Genomic DNA, 16986 nt, shown 5'->3' on the forward strand with positions numbered 1-16986 from the left:
CGGTTAATGGATATAAGTAGAGGCATTTGTAATACGTTAAATGTGCTGTTTTATAAGAAGCTTGTAGTTGCGCAACCCTCGTTAGTAAGGAGAAAAAAGTGCCGTCCAAGGAAATTTATACACTGGCGTGTGCAGGGCTTAAGAAGTTGGCGCTTAATCAGGAATGTCGTGACGCATTCAATAAAAACTCTTTATTTTTCAAATTGTTCGAGCAGGCTGCCCATCGCTACATTATTGCCTCGGACGCGCAGGAACTGAACCGTAAGTTGCACACATTGGCGGCTAAAGGCTATCAGCTTGGTGTGGAGTATGTGGGGGAAGAGAATCACGACCCGCAGGTTGTCCAGCGCTTCGTCAGCGAGTACCTGAGTGCTGTTCAACGATTTGCCGACGCTGGTTTAAAACCACAGTTGGGCTTTGATTTAAGTGCTGTGGGCATGCTCATTTCTCAGGAGACGGCTTATCGCAACGCTGCGACTATTTTGTCGGCGGCGGCTCAGCACGATATCCCGGTAATGATCAGCATGGAGCACTCTTCGGCTGTCGATAAAATTCTGGAAGTGTATGCCGAACTTGCGCCGGCTCATCACAATGTGGGTATGACCGTACAGGCGCACTTGCACCGAACCGTCAATGACTTGCCTCGCCTCATTAGTTATGGGCGAAAAGTCAGATTGGTCAAAGGCGTCTATAACGAAGCGCACGACATCGCTTTGCCCCGTGGTGAAGAACTGGATAACCGTTACTTGATGTTGCTTGATGATTTACTGGCCGCCCATGTTCCAGTGAGTTGTGCAACGCAAGATCCCAACTTGATCAAGCGCCTGTTCGAGGGGGGTTACCACTCGAAGATCGAGGAGCTGGAAATGCTCCACGGCGTCCAACCTGAAGTATTGCGCAGCGCCCGAGAGGCCGGCCTGACCTGCCGCATTGCGGCGGTCTATGGTGACAGTTGGTACCTGCATTTCCTGCACCGCCTGGCGGAGTCACCGGACAACGTCCTCGAGGCGCTTGCTGACTTCTACGACCCATCCCGTATCACGTTTGGCGCAGGTTATTAACGGAGCATTTATGTTTATCGATCTCAGAAGCGATACGGTCACCAAGCCAACGGAAGGCATGCGCAAGGCTATTTACCAGGCGGAAGTCGGGGATGAATGTTTCGGTGAAGACCCGAGTGTGCGTGCGCTTGAAGAGTTCTGTGCCAATTACTTCCAGAAGGAAGCGGCGCTCTTCACCACGGGTGGCACCTTGAGTAACCAGTTGGCTATCAAGTCCCTCACCCAGCCAGGTGATGAGATTTTTCTGGATGCCTCCTATCACATCAACTATTACGAGGCCGCGGCGACGTCGGCGTTTTCGGGGGTCAACTTTTCGCTGTCATCCCATGAAAACGGCTTGTTCGACGTCAGTGACCTGGAAAAGCTCTACGCCTCCCGCTGCCGCTGGAATCAGAACTATGCCTTGCCGCGCGTGGTGGTGGTTGAAAATACCCTGGGGTGCAAAGGCGGCGCGATCTTTCCCTTGGCGCAGATGAACGACGTCTTCAGTTATGCCAAGTCGATCGATGCCTATCGTTATCTGGACGGTGCACGCATCCTCCATGCCTCTATCGCCTCCGGCATTGACGTGACGTCGTACACGGAAAACGCCGACCTCATGTCCATGTGCCTGTCCAAGGCATTGGGCGCACCTGTGGGCTCGATCATGGTCGGCTCCAAAGAGTTGATTCAGCGTGCCAAAAAATACCGTAAGTGGTTTGGCGGCGATCTTCATCAGGCCGGCATGATGGCCGCTGCCGGGCTTTACGCGATGCACAACAATATTGAGCGGTTGGCCGAAGATCATGAGCATGCGGCCCTGTTGCATCGTTTGCTCTGCGATATCGATGAGACGCCTGCGCATTACAAAGGCACGAATATGGTGACCCTGGATGTTTCTTCGCTGGGTGTCACGCCGATGCAATTCAGTACGTTCCTGAGTCAACAAGGTGTCGCCGGCTTGCCTTATAACGCGCGAGAAATGCGCTTCATGCCGCACATCAATATTAGTCGTGCCGATGTCCTCAAGGCGGCCGGCATTATTAAGGCCGCTGTGCGTGAATTCGCTTCAGCGCGGGAGGTCGCCCAGTGATTTATAAGAAAAATATTGTACTGATCGTCGATGCTTATTCGATTGGCAGTTTGATCGCGCCCGCGTTCATCTCACGTGGGTATGAATGTGTGCACGTGCGCTCGACCGCCGAAGTGAATGGGTTTTACCAAGCCTGGTTGCGCACCGGGGACTTTATCCACGACCTGCTTTACCGTTCGGATGCCGAACTGCAGCAGGCATTGTCCGAGTACAGCGTGCAGTTCGTACTGGCCGGTTGTGAGTTCGGGGTTGAAATGGCTGCGCATCTGGCTGCGCTATTCAATGTCGAGCGCCACAACAATCCGGCCCACGCCGTGCGCTGGCGCGATAAGTATCAAATGCATGAGGCCTTGTCGCAGGCGGGTGTGCGTTCGATCAAACACTTCAAATCAGATTCGCTGCCGAGCATTCTGGAGTGGGTCAAGGAGCACAACATGTTGCCGGTGGTGTTGAAACCGGTGAAAAGCGCGGGCTCCGATAATATTCATATTTGCACGCAAGTCAGCGAAATTGAACACGCCTTTGAGGTCATCAAATCCAGCCGCAACATCTTTCTGGAAAGTAATGAAACGATTCTGGTGCAGCAATACCTGGATAACTCCGATTTCAAATCCGAGTTGTTGCTGAGCAAATCCAAGGATGTCGACATCGAATACTGCGTGAATACCGTGAGTGTCGATGGCCTGCACTATGTCAGTGAAATTATCCGCGTTTACCGCACCCGTATCGGTGCCTCGCCGGTGCATGACTACAACCAGCTGATGTGCCCGGTGGACAATGCCGACGTCTACAACCGACTGTCGAGTTACATCTTTTGCGTGCTCGACGCCTTGGGCATCCGGCACGGTGTCGGGCATAGCGAATTGATGATCGTCGATGATCAGCCCGTGTTGCTTGAAACCGCTGCACGCATGCCGGGCGGCATCGATCTGTCGGCCTATACCCGCGCCTTGGGGCACAACCAGTTGAGCTTGTGGATCGACTCGCTAGTTAACCCTCAAGCGTTTCTCGATTACCGCCAGCGGCCGCGAAAAAAACTCTACTTTCATTCCAGCTGTGTGTTCCTGATCGCTCGCCAGGCAGGGCCGATCAAACGCACACCGGACATCACGGCGTGGAAGGCGATCCCCGGCGTACACAGCATAAAAATCCAGGATGAAGGCGTGCTCAAGCCAACCGTCTCCCTGGAAAACAGCCCCGGTCATGTATTCATCCTCGATAGCAACCGCGCGAACATTCAGAACAGCATTGAGCTGCTGCGTGAGCACGAGCCAAGCGTCTACAGGGAAATGCTGATATGAAAGAAGTCTCGGAGGGGCTGGTAATCCAGAGTCAAGCCAAAGTCTATGACCGGCCAGTGATCCTGCTGCTGTCGGCGACCTTTATCTTGACCATTGCCCGGGCGTTGGCGCTGCCCTATCTGGTTATTTACTTCTCTGAGGCGTTCGGTCTGGGAGTGGCCGATATTGGCCTTGCCGTCGGCGGGGCGTTGATCGTCAGTTCAGTCCTTGGGGTCTATGGTGGGTTTCTGGTGGACCGGTTCTCCAACTACCGGATCATGCTCGCTGCCGCCACGGTGTTCGCGCTCGCGTTTGCGGTGGCCTTCCAGGTCACCAGCCTGGTGCCGTTCATCATCGCGATTGTGGTGGTGAACCTGGCCTACGCGGTGGTGGATATCGCGGTGAAATCCGGCATAGGTTTCCTGGTGGCGCCGGACAAGCGCGGCGGGGTGTTCTCGCTCAAGTACACCTTGACCAACGTCGGCTATGCCATCGGCCCTTTTCTGGGTGTGCTGTTTGCCAAAGTCAGTCCCGGCCTGCCGTTTGCGGCGGCCGCGCTGATCGGGGCGGTTTTTGTCGTACTGTATGGGCTGGTTGGGGCGCGAATTCCTCGGCCATCGGCCGTGGCGAGTGACGCGGCCGGGACGAGTTTTGCCAACGTGTTGATGCATTTGCTGAGGAACTACCGGCTGGTATGTTTCACCGTCGGCGGCATTCTCAGCGCGATCGTCTTCGGGCAATTCACGGCCTACTTGTCGCAATACCTGATCGTGACGAGTGACCCGCAAAACGCCTATCAAATTATCAACTATCTGGTGACCACCAACGCCTGTGTGGTTATCAGCCTGCAATACCTGATCGGTTCTCGGATTAATCAGCACAACATGTTCCGCATGTTGATGCTGGGGATGCTGTTCTTTGTGGTTGGGCTGATGGGCTTCGCTCACGCACAGGTACCGGTTGTCTGGGTACTCGCAATGATTATTTTCACCGTGGGCGAGATCATCATCATACCGGCGGAGTACTTGTTTATTGATTACATCGCGCCGGAAGATATGCGCGGCGTTTATTACGGCGCGCAGAACTTGTCGAACTTGGGCGCGGCGCTCGGGCCGGTACTCTGTGGCGTGGCGTTGTCGTTTTATGCGCCTCAGGCGATGTTCTATGTGTTGTCCATGTGTATCGTGTTGGCGAGCGGTTTCTATTTTATGGGTTCACGGCACAGGGCTGATTAATGATCCATTTCAATACGGCAGGCGCGGGGCGCGTTTCCTCTGAAACATTGCGTTTGATGCAGACTTACCTGCAAGAGGAATATGAAACCGGCGCCTATGAAACCGAACTGTCTTACGCGGCAACGCTGGACGGCGAAGTGTATGAAAACATCGCTCGGTTGCTCGGCGCCAAACCACGCAACATTGCACTTTTCGACGGTGCTACCAAGGCCTGGATCACTGCGCTGAACGCGCTGAACTGGTCCCCCGGTGCGCGTGTCGTGGTCACGCCTTACGAGTACGCCGGCAACCTGATCGCGCTGTCCGAGTTACAGCGCCGCTACGGTATCGTGATTGACGTCATGCCACTGCTGCCCAATGGCGACTTGGATCTGCAATGGCTGGCGCAGCACATGAGTGCGCAAGTCATGCTGGTCTCGGTGGTGCATGTGCCTTCGTGCTGCGGCATCGTGAATGATGTTGAGGCGGTGGGTCACATCCTGCGCGATTTCCCGTGCTACTACTTTGTCGATGCCTGTCAATCTGCGGGCTTGCTGCCTCTGGACATGCTGGCGATTGGCGCTGATGTGCTGACGGCTGCGGGCAGGAAGTTTCTTTGCGGGCCTCGAGGTACGGGGTTTGCCTACCTGTCCGATGCTTTTCTGGCGGCTGCACAACCGCGCTTCACCGACCTGAGCAGGGCCAGTGTGGACGCCCAAGGGGGCGTAAGCTTGGGGGCCGATGATGCCCGGCGTTATGAATATGCCGAGCGCAATAACGCGGCCGTTGTTGGGTTGAATCAGGCGATCAAAGAGCGTCTATCGGTGGCTTACAGCGTTGAGCGTGGGGTCTACCGACACCTGTATCAGCAATTGGCACAGACGGCGCACATTCATGTAATCGCCCCGGGTACGCAACAGGCGGGAATCATTGCATTTACCCATGATCGCTGTTCGGCTACCGAACTGGTGGCTTATATGCGCACGCAGGGTGTGAACAGCTGGCCAGGTTATGCCTCGCACACGCCATATTATATGTTGGGGCAAGGCCATGATCGCTTCGTACGCCTGTCAATTAATAACAAGAATAATCTTGATGATGTCGGTGTGTTTATGGCGTTGTTGGCCAAGTTGTAATAATCGCATGTTATAAAACTGAGGGAGGTGTCGCGCCAGCGTCGCCGGTCATGTGGGATGATCAGGTGCCAATCAAAGCAGTCTCCTTATGTGAATGAATCGATCAGGCAAAGCATTTATAAACGTCGGAAGTTACTTCGGGTATTAATGGGTGACCATCAATCTCGTGGGGTGTGACTTGTTGCCATAGTGTCGCGCATCAGCGTTAATTGCACTGAGCGCCTCGAGTTGAGGAAAAGGAATTCTGATGGGTAACGTAAAAAGATTTAACCCTTCCAATGAAGTGAAACAGCGCCTGCGTGCACTTTACCAAAAGGACAACTGGCATTGGATGTTGGCAGTATTGGCCGACGTGGCCGTTATCGCGCTGGCGGTGTTTTTTGCCGATCGCTACCACTACCTGTACCCGCTGGCGCTGCTGTTTATAGGGTCCCGCCAACGCGCCTTGGCTTCGCTGCTGCACGAAGCGGCGCACATGACGCTGACCCAAAGTAAGAAGCTCAACAAAATCATCGGCGAGTACCTGCTCGGGTACCCGATCTTTCAAAACTATGAGGCTTACCGTCGCTCGCATGTGCAGCTTCACCATCACAACCTCGGTGACCCCGATAAAGATCCGGACCATCGCTATTACATTGAATCGGGCTTGTATAACGCGACCGACCGCTTCGATTTCTTGATCGGGCATTTGCTCAAGAGCCTGACACTGGCCAATACCTATCGCTACTTCCTCTACCTCGTGAAAAACCGAGCTGGGGACGTTGTGGCCAACCCGTCGCAGGGCTTGAAACTGTTGGCTGCTCACGCGGTGTTGCTGCTGGTTTTCAGCTACTTCATCGGGCCATGGGCCTATGTATTGTTTTGGCTGGTGCCGTATTTCACGGTGTTCCAGGTGATTGGCTGGTTATCCGAAGTCTCTGAGCACTTCGGCAGGTTCGGTCTCTACAACGAAGAGGTGGAGCTCACTCGTAACCGCTTCCCCGTGCTGCTTGAGCGCTTGATCATCGGTATGCATGGCGATAACTACCACCTCACCCACCACCTGTTTGCCGGTATTCCGTTCTGGAACTTGAAGAAAGCCCATCAGGTGCTGATGGACGATGAGCGTTACGCCGCTGCCAACCAAGGTTGCGGCGGGATTTTCACGGCGAAGGGCGATGCCCAATCCAGCATTGGCCAGATATTCGAGGCTTATCGCAGCGGAAAAATCAGCGCAGTCTTCGTCGCCGAGTAATGCGTTGACGGCTGCATCCCACACTGGGGCTGTCATAACCGCTTCATCCGGGCATGGTTAAGTTGCCCTTTTGAATATTCAGAGGGCACCTGCATGAGCCACTTCGACCTCGGCCGTCGCCGCGTGATGCAAGCCGTCGGCGCTGGCCTGTTGCTGCCGGGCCTCGCTCCGGCTGTGATCGCGTCGGTCAAAGACCGGCCGCAACTCACCGATGGGGTGCAGTCCGGCGACCTGCTGGGCGACCGCGCGATGATCTGGAGCCGCAGCGACCGCCCGGCAAAAATGGTGGTGGAGTGGGACACCCGCAGCGTGTTCAGTAACCCGCGCAAATTCATTTCGCCGCTGGCCGACAGCCGCACCGACTTCACCGCGCGCGTCGAGCTCACTGGGTTACCGGTCGACCAGGCGATCTTTTACCGCGTGCATTTTGAAGACGCCCAGACCGGCGTTGCCAGCGAGCCGTGGTTCGGCCACTTGCGCAGTGTGCCGCAGCAACGTCGCGACATCCGTTTTGTGTGGAGTGGCGACACCGTCGGCCAAGGCTTCGGCATCAACCCCGACATCGGCGGCATGCGCATCTACGAAGCCATGCGCCTGCGCCTGCCGGACTTCTTTATCCACAGCGGCGACACCATCTACGCCGACGGCCCAGTGCCGGCGCAACTGACCACCGAAGGTGGGCGCATCTGGCGCAACATCACCACCGAAGCCAAGAGCAAAGTGGCCGAAACCCTGGATGAATATCGCGGCAACTACCGCTACAACCTGCTCGACGAAAACGTGCGCCGCTTCAACGCCGAGGTGCCGCAGATCTGGCAGTGGGACGATCACGAGGTGGTCAATAACTGGTCGCCGAGCAAGCAGCTCGATGAGCGTTATCAAACCCGGGATATCAACACCCTTGTTGGCCGTGCACGCCAGGCCTGGCTGGAATATTCACCGATGCGCCGGCAAAGCGCCGACGGCGGCGGGCGGATTTATCGCAAGCTCAGCTACGGCCCGTTGCTGGATGTGTTCGTGCTGGACATGCGCAGTTATCGCGGCCCCAACGATGACAACCTGGGCGCTGAAAAACCCTTCCTTGGCCGTGAGCAACTGGACTGGCTCAAGCGCGAACTCAAGGCCTCCCAGGCGCAGTGGAAAGTCATCGCCGCTGACATGCCTATCGGCCTAGGCGTGCCCGACGGCGAGGTCAGCCCCGGCGTACCGCGTTGGGAAGCGATTGCCAACGGCGACCCTGGCCCGGCCCAAGGCCGTGAACTGGAGATTGCCGAATTGTTGGGCTTTTTGCGCGCGCAACAGGTGCGTAACCACGTGTGGCTGACGGCGGATGTGCACTACTGTGCGGCGCATCACTATCACCCGGACCGGGCGGCGTTTCAGGATTTCGAGCCGTTCTGGGAGTTTGTCGCGGGGCCGTTAAATGCGGGGAGTTTTGGGCCTAACCCATTGGATAAAACTTTTGGTCCCGAGGTGGTGTTCGAGAAGGCGCCGCCTGCGCAAAACACCTCGCCGTTTGCCGGGTTTCAGTTTTTTGGTGAGGTGCAGATTGATGGGCAGACGGCTGAGTTGACGGTGATTTTGCGCGACCTGGATGGAGTCTCCGTGTTCGAGCAAAAACTGCAGCCCGTATAGACGATCATTCCCACGCTCTGCGTGGGAATGCCGGCTTGGACGCTCTGCGTCCGCTCTTAAGGTCGTGACGCGGAGCGTCACAGGATGCGTTCCCACGCAGAGCGTGGGAACGATCAGTCAATACACATCCCGACGATAGCGCCCTTGCTCAATCAAGCGCTCCACCGCCTCGCTGCCGAGCACCTCGTGCAGCACCTGATCCACGCCTGTCGCCATGCCCTGCAAACTGCCGCAGACATAAATGGCGGCGCCATCCGCCAGCCATCGACGTAGCACATCCGCCGACTCGCGCAGGCGATCCTGTACGTAGATCTTCTCTTCCTGGTCGCGGGAAAACGCCAGGTCCAGCAGCGCCAGATCACCGCTGGCCAGCCAGCCTTGCAGCTCGTCCTGGCACAGGTAGTCGTGGGCGATATTGCGTTCGCCGAACAGCAACCAGTTGCGCTGCTGGCCATCGGCAATGCGCGCCTTGAGCAAGCTGCGCAGGCCGGCTAGGCCGGTGCCGTTGCCCAGCAAGATCAGCGGTACCGGCGCGTCCGGCAGGTGGAAGCCACTGTTGCGACGCAGGCGCAGGCTGATGCTGGAACCGAGGGCGGCGTGTTCGGTCAGCCAGCCGGAACCCAGGCCTAGGCTGCCGTCGGGGTGACGTTCCTGGCGTACGATCAGCTCCAGCACACCGTCAGCGGCAATCGAGGCGATGGAGTATTCGCGCATGCCCAGCGGCACCAATGCGTTCACCAGTGCCTGGGCATGCAGGCCGACCAAGTGCGCGCGGTTGTCCGGCAGTTGGCGGGTGGCCAGTGCCTGGTTGAGGGTTTGCGCCAGGCCATCGATCAGCACGCCGTCGCTGCCGGCCAGGCCCAGGCCTGCGAGAAAGTGCTCGATGGCCCATGTGCAATTGCGTGGCAGGATTTCCACCAAGTCACCGGCCAACCAGCTGTGTGGCGAGGGCGGTGTGAGGCCCAGCAGGTAGATGGCCGAGCCGACGCTGTCGCGGTTGAGCAGGGTGCGCTGGCTCAGGGTCCAGTTTTCGTACTGGGCGGTCTGCCAGGCTGCTGCCGGCGCGTGACCGGTGATCTGGCCGAGTTGCTGTTGCCAGGTCTGCAAGGCCTCGGTGTCACCGCTGTCGACTTCCACTGGGGCGAACAGCGGGTTGCCGCCCTGGTTGGTCAGCCAGAAGTGCAGGCGCCGGGCAAAACCGCAGAAGTGTTGGTACTGGCGATCACCCAGGGCCAGTACCGAATAGTTCAGGCCTTTGAGCGACAGCTCCTGGCCGAGCACGCTGCGCTCAAAACCACGGGCGCTGTCGGGGGCTTCGCCGTCGCCAAAGGTGCTGACCACGAACAGTGCATTTTCTGACTGGCGCAGGTCGTCCTGGCTGACGTTGCTCAAGGGCTGCACCTTCACCGGCAGGCCGGCGGCCTGCAATTGCCCAGCCGTCTGCCACGCCAGCTGTTCGGCGAAGCCGCTCTGGCTGGCAAAGCCGATCAGCCACGCGGGGGCATCGCTGTGGTTGGCGCCGAGGCCTTTGCGCGCATCGCGCACATGGCGTTTTTTGCGGCGCCGGTCGAGGTACAGCAGCCAGCCGGTAATAAAGAACAGCGGCATGCACAGCGCACTGACGGTGAGGATGATGCGGCCTAGCAAGCCGAAGTAGCTGCCGGTGTGCAGCGCGTAAACGCTGGTGAGCAATTGCGACTTGAAGCTTTTGCTGGCGTAGCGGTCGTGAGACTTGACCTCGCCGGTGGCCGGGTCGAGGTTGATCTGGTTCTGCGCGCGGTCATGGGGCGATGTTTTGAGCAGGTAATAGACGATGGCCGGCGGCCCGGCGACGGCCGGCATACGGATGTTGTAAGCGCTCAAACCAGGGCCGGCGTTAGCGTAGATGCTGCTCCAGATCGCAGCGTAGTCGGCCACCGGCGCCGGGCCTGCGGGCGGCGGGCCGCGTTTGCGCATGCGCTCATTATGCGGGGCGTCGGAGAGCAGTTTGGTCACGCCCTGGTTGTACCAGTCATAGGACCAATACAAGCCGGTCAGCGCGGCAAACAGATAAAACAGCAGGCACCAGGTACCGAACACCGAGTGCAGGTCCCAGTTGAAACTGCGGCCCTTTTTGCGCCAGTCCAGCGTCAGCCAGGCACGCCAGCTGGCCACTTGGCGCGGCCAGCGCAGGTACAGGCCCGAGAGGCAGAAGAACACCAGGATCAGCGTGCAGGCGCCGGTGATTTGCCGGCCGGTGTCGCTAGCGGCCAGGAAGCGGTGCAGCTGCAAGATGAAATCGAACACATCCTGGCCGACGGCGTCGCCCATGTAGTCGCCGGTGTACGGGTCGAAGTAGCGCATCTGACCACGGCGCTCGCCCGGCGGCGGGGTGAAGAACACGCGCGCGGCGTTGCCGCTTTCGTTTTCCACCCACAGCATCGATACGGTTTTACCTTCGGTGGCTTCGAGCTTGCGCACCAGTTCGGCGGGCGGCAGCACACCGGCTTCGCGTTTTTGCACGCTCAATACCGTGGGGTTGAGCGCGCGCAGAATCTCATCCTGAAACGAGACCGCAGCCCCGGTGATCCCCATCAACGCCAACACCAGCCCGGCGGTAATGCCGAAGAACCAGTGCAACTGGAACAGGGTTTTCTTCAACACGTCTGACGGCCTCGCTGAGCTGGATAGTTAGGTCACGGCGCGCATTATGCCGTGGGTTAACGAGAAAAATTCTGTTTTACACGCAAAAGCCCCGCGCATCCGATGCGTGGGGCTTTGGGCTGAAGGAGTGCCCCGTTTAGAAGTGGAAACTGGTGGTCAACAGCGCCGTACGACCGGCGGCCTGGTTGGCGAAGTGTGTCGAGAAGGCCTTGTCGTAATAGGTCTTGTCGGTGAGGTTCTGCACGTTCAATTGCAGGTCGACGTTCTTGGTCAGTTTGTAGCTGGCCATGGCGTCGTAGCGGGTGTAGGACGGCACGTACACGGTGTTGCCTACATCGCCATACACGTCGTCGACATAGAACGCACCGCCACCGATGGTCAGCTTCGACGTGATGTCGTAAGTGGTCCACAGGCTGAAGGTGTTCTTCGGCGTATTCGGCATCTGGTTACCTTTGTTCGAACCTTTGCTGACTACGCCGTTACGCCCATTGAGACCGGCGCTGACCAGTTCGCTGTCGAGGTAGCTGTAGCCGGCGAACACTTGCCATTGATCGGTGATTTTGCCGCTGGCGGACAATTCCAGGCCATCGACCTGCGACTCACCGGCGTTCTGGTAGGTGAAGGCGTCGACCAGGATGCGCGTGTTTTTCTTCTCGGTGCGAAACACAGCGGCGGTCAGCGACAGGCGATCGTGGAACAGGTCCCACTTGGTGCCCAGTTCATAGTTGACGGTTTCTTCCGGCTGCAAATCGCTGCTGGCGGCACCAGCAGTCAGTGGATTGCCGTCGGAGCCTTCGCCCACCAGGCCGCCGGGCGGTGTAGCCGAGGTGGCGTACGAGGCGTAGATGCTGCCGTTTTCCATCGGCTTCCAGACCAGGCCGGCCTGCCAATTGAAGAACTGGCTGTCTTCCTTGATTTTGCTGCGCCCGGCGGCGGCATTGGTGCTGGCTTCGGTGTCGAAGGTGTCGTAGCGCAGGCCGACGTTGAGCAGCCATTTCGGGTCGAGCTCAATGGTGTCGAATACATAGGCGGCGCGGCTGACGGCTTTGGTGTTGGTGCCGTAGTAATTGCGTGCGACGCTGCCGGTCCAGGCGTCGTCTGGTGTCGGGTTGCTCAACGATGTGCACTGGCCGCCCAGGCTCCCTTTGGCCACGGTGCAGGTCGGGTTGGCGTTCGGGCTCACGGTGTAGCTGCTCACGCGGGTTTCTTCGCCGGTGAACTCCAGGCCGGTGGAGTAGGTGTTCTTGAAGCCCAGCGCCTGGAAACTGCCGAACAGGTCGGTCTGGTTGGTGGTGGTTGTGGTGGTGGACACGCGGCTGTTGGCGCGGCGCCATACAGTGCCGAACTTGTTGACGTTGAGCTTGCTGTCGTCCGGTTGGGTGAGGACATAGTCCTGGCCGGTGCTGCCATGGCGCAGGGTGTTTTTCAGCGTCATGTTGTCGTTCAGATCGTGCTCGATGGAGACGGTGCTGATATCGGCGCGGGTCTTGCGGAAGTCGCGGCTCTTGAGCCCGTAGAAGTTGTTGCTGTCGCCGCCGTCATTGGGTTTGTCATGCACGTGGGCGGTGGCGGTCGGCGAGCCGTAGCCGTAGGGGATCCCCGAATCTGGCAGGTCGTCGCTTTCCATGTGGTAGTAGCTGAGGTTGACGCGGGTCGGTGTGCCCAGGCCGAAGGTCAGAGAGGGCGCTACGCCCCAGCGGTCATAGTTGATCGTGTCGCGACCCGCCACATTCTGCTCGTGGCTCATCAGGTTCAGACGGAACGCGGCGTTGTCGAGGAACTGGCGGTTCACGTCGAGCACGTAGCGACGGGTCTGGTCGGAGCCGTAGGTGAAGCCGCCGTTGGTGAAGTCGCGCGCTTGTGGGGTTTTGCTCACCAGGTTGAGGCTGCCGCCGGCCGAACCGCGGCCGCCGAACGAGGAGTTCGGGCCTTTGCTGACTTCAATCGATTCGATGTCGAAGATCTCGCGGCTTTGGCCGCCGGTGTCGCGTACGCCGTCCAGGTAGGTGTCGCCCTGCGCGTCAAAGCCACGGATAAATGGACGGTCGCCCTGTGGGTTACCGCCTTCACCGGCGCCGAAAGTAATCCCCGGTACGGTGCGCAAGGCATCCTGCAACGAGGTGGCGGCGGTGTCCTTGAGCACTTGTTGCGGCACCACGGTTACCGAGCGCGGGGTGTCCACCAGTGGCGCGGTGTACTTCTGCGATGAGGCTTTTTCCACCTGGTAGGAGGTGTTGTCCTGTTCCTGGCCGGTAATGCTCGTGGCACCGAGGGAGATGCTGTTGCGCTCGCCTTTTTGTTCAGTGCTTTGCGCTGCTTGCGCCAAGTGGGCGGCAGAGCTAGCGCTGAGCGCGACGCCGATGGCCGAAGCCAACATACGTGGTGAACTGGCAGGTGTTTTTAGCATTGTGCGCGACATCGACGTGTCCCTTCCCCAAGGTTGTGAGGCCGCGGAATATAGGATCAATAAGAGTTTCTATCAATTGCGATACATTACTATTCGCACTGAATTTACATTCTTTACACTTTTTGCTTACGGTTTTTACCAACTCGTTCGTCTCGCGCGTTTTACAGGGCGGATAAGAATCAATACCATTGGCGCCTCTCTGCATTCAGGTACTGCCCCATGCTGCTGCACATTCCCGGCCTGTTCTCTCGCGAGGAGGTGCTGCGCATTCGCCAAGCCCTGGAAAACACTGAGTGGGCCGACGGTAAAATCACCGCCGGGCACCAATCCGCCAAAGCCAAACACAACCTGCAATTGCCTGAAGGGCACCCGTTGGCCAAGGAAATCGGCGCGGCGATGCTGGAGCGCTTGTGGAAAACCCCGCTGTTTATGTCAGCGGCGTTACCGCACAAGGTCTTCCCACCTTTGCTCAATTGCTACACAGCGGGCGGCAGTTTCGATTTCCATATCGACAACGCTGTACGCCAGGCGCGGGGCAGTCACGAGCGCGTGCGAACAGACCTGTCGTCGACGCTGTTCTTCAGCGACCCGGATGAATACGACGGTGGCGAACTCGAGATCCAGGACACATTCGGCCTGCAGCGGGTCAAACTGCCGGCCGGCGACATGGTGCTGTACCCCGGCTCCAGCCTGCACAGAGTCAACGCCGTGACCCTTGGCGCGCGTTACGCCTCGTTCTTCTGGACCCAAAGCCTGGTGCGTGAAGACAGCCAGCGCACTTTGCTGTTCGAGATGGACGGCGCGATTCAGCAACTGACCCGCGATGTCCCTGACCACCCGGCGCTGATCCAGCTCACCGGCACCTACCACAACTTGTTGCGCCGCTGGGTCGAGGTCTGAGATGGGCTTTTTAGTGCGCCGTGAAGAAGTGCTCAATGTTGAGCAACTGCAAAGCATGCTCGACGACTCCCCGGTGCGTGCGGCCCAGGCGATTCTGATGGCGGCGAGAGAGGGCGTGGTCGACGCTCAGGCATTGCTGGGGCAAATCCTGCTGGAAGGGCGCGGCATCGCACGCGATGAAGCGCTGGCGCTGCGCTGGTTCCAGATCGCGGCCAATGGCGGGCACTTGATGGCACGCAACATGGCCGGGCGTTGCCTGGAGCATGGTTGGGGTTGCGCCGTCGATGAAGCAGCGGCGGCGCGGGAGTACCGCCTGGCGGCAGAGGCCGGGTTGGATTGGGGCCAGTACAACTACGCCAACCTGCTGGCCACCGGTCGTGGTGTCGCGCAAGACCCACCGCAAGCGCTGGGGTTTTATCGGCTGGCCGCAGAGCAGGGCCACGCCAAGTCGATGAACCTGTTGGGGCGTTATCTGGAAGATGGCGAGTATTGCCCAAGGGATCTGGAGGCGGCTGTCGAGTGGTATCGCCGCTCAGCCGAAGGCGGGGATTTTCGCGGGCAGTTCAGTTATGCGGCAGTGTTGGCCGATAGAGGCCAGGTCGAAGAGGCGTTGGCATGGTTGCGCAAGGCGTTGGTGGGCGGCAATTTGAAGTTTTTGCGGGTGGCGCATATCGCGCTATTGAATGCAGTGCAGCCTGAGATCAGGTGCTTGGCGAAGGATTTTGAGCATCGAGCAATTCTATTAAGCGATGAACGTCCTCGCGCAGAGGTTGCTGCACAAGCCTAAATCACCATGATTGAGGCTGATTCAATTTTAATCAGAAATTTCGCGATGTTGCGAATATAGGATGCATGGGCGCCGACACTAAAGTACTGACAGCTCACGTCCCCACGGCCTTGGCGCAAAAAGTCGATCAGATGGCGGCGCGAATGGATCGTCCGCGTGGCTTGCTTGTTAAGCAAGCCCTCGAAATCGGATCGCGGCGGCGTGCACAGTGCAGTCACTTTCCCGGGCACCTACGAGCTTATTGAGTCATCCGCGTATAGGTGAACGAGTTGAAGAGTTCGAGCCGCGAGACGTAAGAACACTATTGGTCGGCCCCTACGAAATGCGGTACGAAATTCAAACATCAACACTCTATATTCTGCGCTTGTGGCACGTCCGCTAAGACCGTTAATAGTAGGCATCCATAAAAAAACCCATGACATGTCATGGGTTTTTTGTGTGCGAAGTGCTTACACGTAGTAAGACTTCAACGGCGGGAACCCGTTGAACTCAACCGCGCTGTAGCTGGTGGTGTACGCACCGGTCGACAACCAGTACATCCGGTCACCAATTGCCAGGTTCAGCGGCAGGCCGTACTTGTAGTTTTCGTACATGATATCGGCGCTGTCGCAGGTCGGGCCGGCGATGACCACTTCTTCCATCTCGCCTTTCTTCTCGGTCCAGATCGGGAACTTGATGGCTTCGTCCATGGTTTCGATCAGGCCGGAGAATTTGCCCACATCGGTGTACACCCAACGCTCGACGGCAGTGCGCGATTTACGCGCCACCAATACCACTTCACTGACCAGGATACCGGCGTTGGCGATCAACGAACGGCCTGGTTCCAGGATGATTTCCGGCAGGTCGTCGCCGAAATCTTCCTTGAGGAAGCGGATGATTTCTTCGGCGTAGGTTTCCAGGCTGTTGGTACGGGTGATGTAGTTGGCCGGGAAGCCGCCGCCCATGTTGATCAGCTTCAGATGAATGCCGTCTTCTTCTTTCAGGCGTTCGAAGATCACTTTGACCTTGGCGATGGCTGCGTCCCACACGCTGATGTCGCGCTGTTGCGAGCCGACGTGGAACGAAATGCCGTAAGGCACCAGGCCCAGGTCGCGGGCCAGGATCAGCAGGTCCATGGCCATGTCGGTCTGGCAGCCGAATTTGCGCGACAGAGGCCAGTCAGCCGTGGTCGAGCCTTCGGTGAGGATACGCACATAAACTTTCGAACCCGGCGCGGCCTTGGCGATGTTGCGCAGGTCGGCTTCGGAGTCGGTGGAGAACAGGCGCACGCCCTTATCAAAGAAGTAGCGAATGTCTTTGGATTTCTTGATGGTGTTGCCGTAGCTGATACGGTCGGCGCTGACGCCACGGTCCATGACCTTGTCCAGCTCGTAGATCGAGGCGATGTCGAAGCTCGACCCCTTGTCTTTCAACAGGTCGATGATCTCGACGGCCGGGTTGGCCTTGACCGCGTAATAGACTTTGGCGAATTCGAAACCGGCGCGCAGGTCATCGTAGGCCTGGCTGATCATCGCGGTGTCGATCACCACGAACGGGGTTTCTTGCTTGTCGGCGAACGCCTTCATTTTGTCAAAAGTGGCGCGCGCGAAATAATCTTCGACGTTGATCGACATGCTG

12 protein-coding genes and 2 pseudogenes are annotated in these 16986 nt (G+C 58.2%); 11 read left to right on the top strand and 3 right to left on the bottom strand.

Going from position 1 to position 16986, the window contains the following annotated elements; genetic code table 11:
- Positions 1-98: 98 nt before the first annotated feature.
- The 7 genes from KZH41_RS05505 (at position 99) to KZH41_RS05535 (ending at position 8632) form a co-directional block, all read left to right on the top strand.
- Entirely contained in the window at positions 99-1061 is a 963-nt protein-coding gene (locus KZH41_RS05505) for a proline dehydrogenase family protein (RefSeq protein ID WP_094948961.1), read from the top strand.
- 10 nt (positions 1062-1071) lie between these two features.
- Positions 1072-2133, top strand: coding sequence for a threonine aldolase family protein (locus tag KZH41_RS05510; RefSeq protein ID WP_263274496.1), 1062 nt, complete (start codon positions 1072-1074; stop codon positions 2131-2133).
- Positions 2130-3434: a hypothetical protein gene (locus KZH41_RS05515; protein ID WP_263274497.1), complete on the top strand. Its 1305-nt coding sequence runs from the start codon at positions 2130-2132 to the stop codon at positions 3432-3434. Before KZH41_RS05510 ends, KZH41_RS05515 begins: the two co-directional genes overlap by 4 nt.
- Positions 3431-4648, top strand: coding sequence for an MFS transporter (locus KZH41_RS05520; protein WP_094948964.1), 1218 nt, complete (start codon positions 3431-3433; stop codon positions 4646-4648). The genes KZH41_RS05515 and KZH41_RS05520 overlap by 4 nt, the downstream gene beginning before the upstream one ends.
- On the top strand, positions 4648-5763 hold the full coding sequence (locus KZH41_RS05525; protein WP_263274498.1) for an aminotransferase class V-fold PLP-dependent enzyme: 1116 nt from the start codon (positions 4648-4650) through the stop codon (positions 5761-5763). The genes KZH41_RS05520 and KZH41_RS05525 overlap by 1 nt, the downstream gene beginning before the upstream one ends.
- A gap of 247 nt (positions 5764-6010) precedes the next feature.
- Positions 6011-6997, top strand: a complete 987-nt coding sequence (gene gntB / locus KZH41_RS05530; protein ID WP_263274499.1) for a guanitoxin biosynthesis L-arginine gamma (S) hydroxylase — start codon at positions 6011-6013, stop codon at positions 6995-6997.
- Positions 6998-7090: 93 nt separating this feature from the next.
- A complete protein-coding gene (locus KZH41_RS05535; RefSeq protein ID WP_094948967.1) occupies positions 7091-8632 on the top strand; it encodes an alkaline phosphatase D family protein in 1542 nt (513 codons plus the stop codon).
- Between the two features lie 117 nt (positions 8633-8749).
- Here KZH41_RS05535 and KZH41_RS05540 read toward each other — a convergent pair whose 3' ends face one another.
- Together KZH41_RS05540 and KZH41_RS05545 are read right to left on the bottom strand one after the other, a co-directional pair.
- On the bottom strand, positions 8750-11275 hold the full coding sequence (locus KZH41_RS05540) for a sulfite reductase flavoprotein subunit alpha (protein WP_263274500.1): 2526 nt from the start codon (positions 11273-11275) through the stop codon (positions 8750-8752).
- A gap of 136 nt (positions 11276-11411) precedes the next feature.
- Positions 11412-13694: a TonB-dependent receptor gene (locus KZH41_RS05545; RefSeq protein WP_263274501.1), complete on the bottom strand. Its 2283-nt coding sequence runs from the start codon at positions 13692-13694 to the stop codon at positions 11412-11414.
- Positions 13695-13901: 207 nt separating this feature from the next.
- Here KZH41_RS05545 and KZH41_RS05550 point away from each other — a divergent pair, with 207 nt between their 5' ends.
- The 4 genes and pseudogenes from KZH41_RS05550 to KZH41_RS05565 form a co-directional block, all read left to right on the top strand.
- Positions 13902-14582, top strand: a complete 681-nt coding sequence (locus KZH41_RS05550) for a Fe2+-dependent dioxygenase (protein WP_263274502.1) — start codon at positions 13902-13904, stop codon at positions 14580-14582.
- Between the two features lies 1 nt (position 14583).
- Complete coding sequence (locus tag KZH41_RS05555) at positions 14584-15369, top strand: tetratricopeptide repeat protein (protein ID WP_263274503.1); 786 nt, start codon at positions 14584-14586, stop codon at positions 15367-15369.
- A gap of 65 nt (positions 15370-15434) precedes the next feature.
- Positions 15435-15551 (top strand): annotated as a pseudogene (locus KZH41_RS05560) (ribbon-helix-helix domain-containing protein); the annotation flags it as partial.
- Between the two features lie 2 nt (positions 15552-15553).
- Positions 15554-15751, top strand: a pseudogene (locus KZH41_RS05565) (type II toxin-antitoxin system RelE/ParE family toxin); the annotation flags it as partial.
- A gap of 67 nt (positions 15752-15818) precedes the next feature.
- Here the strand turns inward: KZH41_RS05565 and KZH41_RS05570 are convergent.
- Positions 15819-16982 carry a type III PLP-dependent enzyme gene (locus tag KZH41_RS05570; protein WP_083360185.1) on the bottom strand — a complete coding sequence of 388 codons (1164 nt, stop codon included), beginning with the start codon at positions 16980-16982 and terminating at the stop codon, positions 15819-15821.
- Positions 16983-16986: the final 4 nt, after the last annotated feature.

The organism is Pseudomonas sp. YeP6b (assembly GCF_025642995.1).
Lineage (GTDB): Bacteria > Pseudomonadota > Gammaproteobacteria > Pseudomonadales > Pseudomonadaceae > Aquipseudomonas.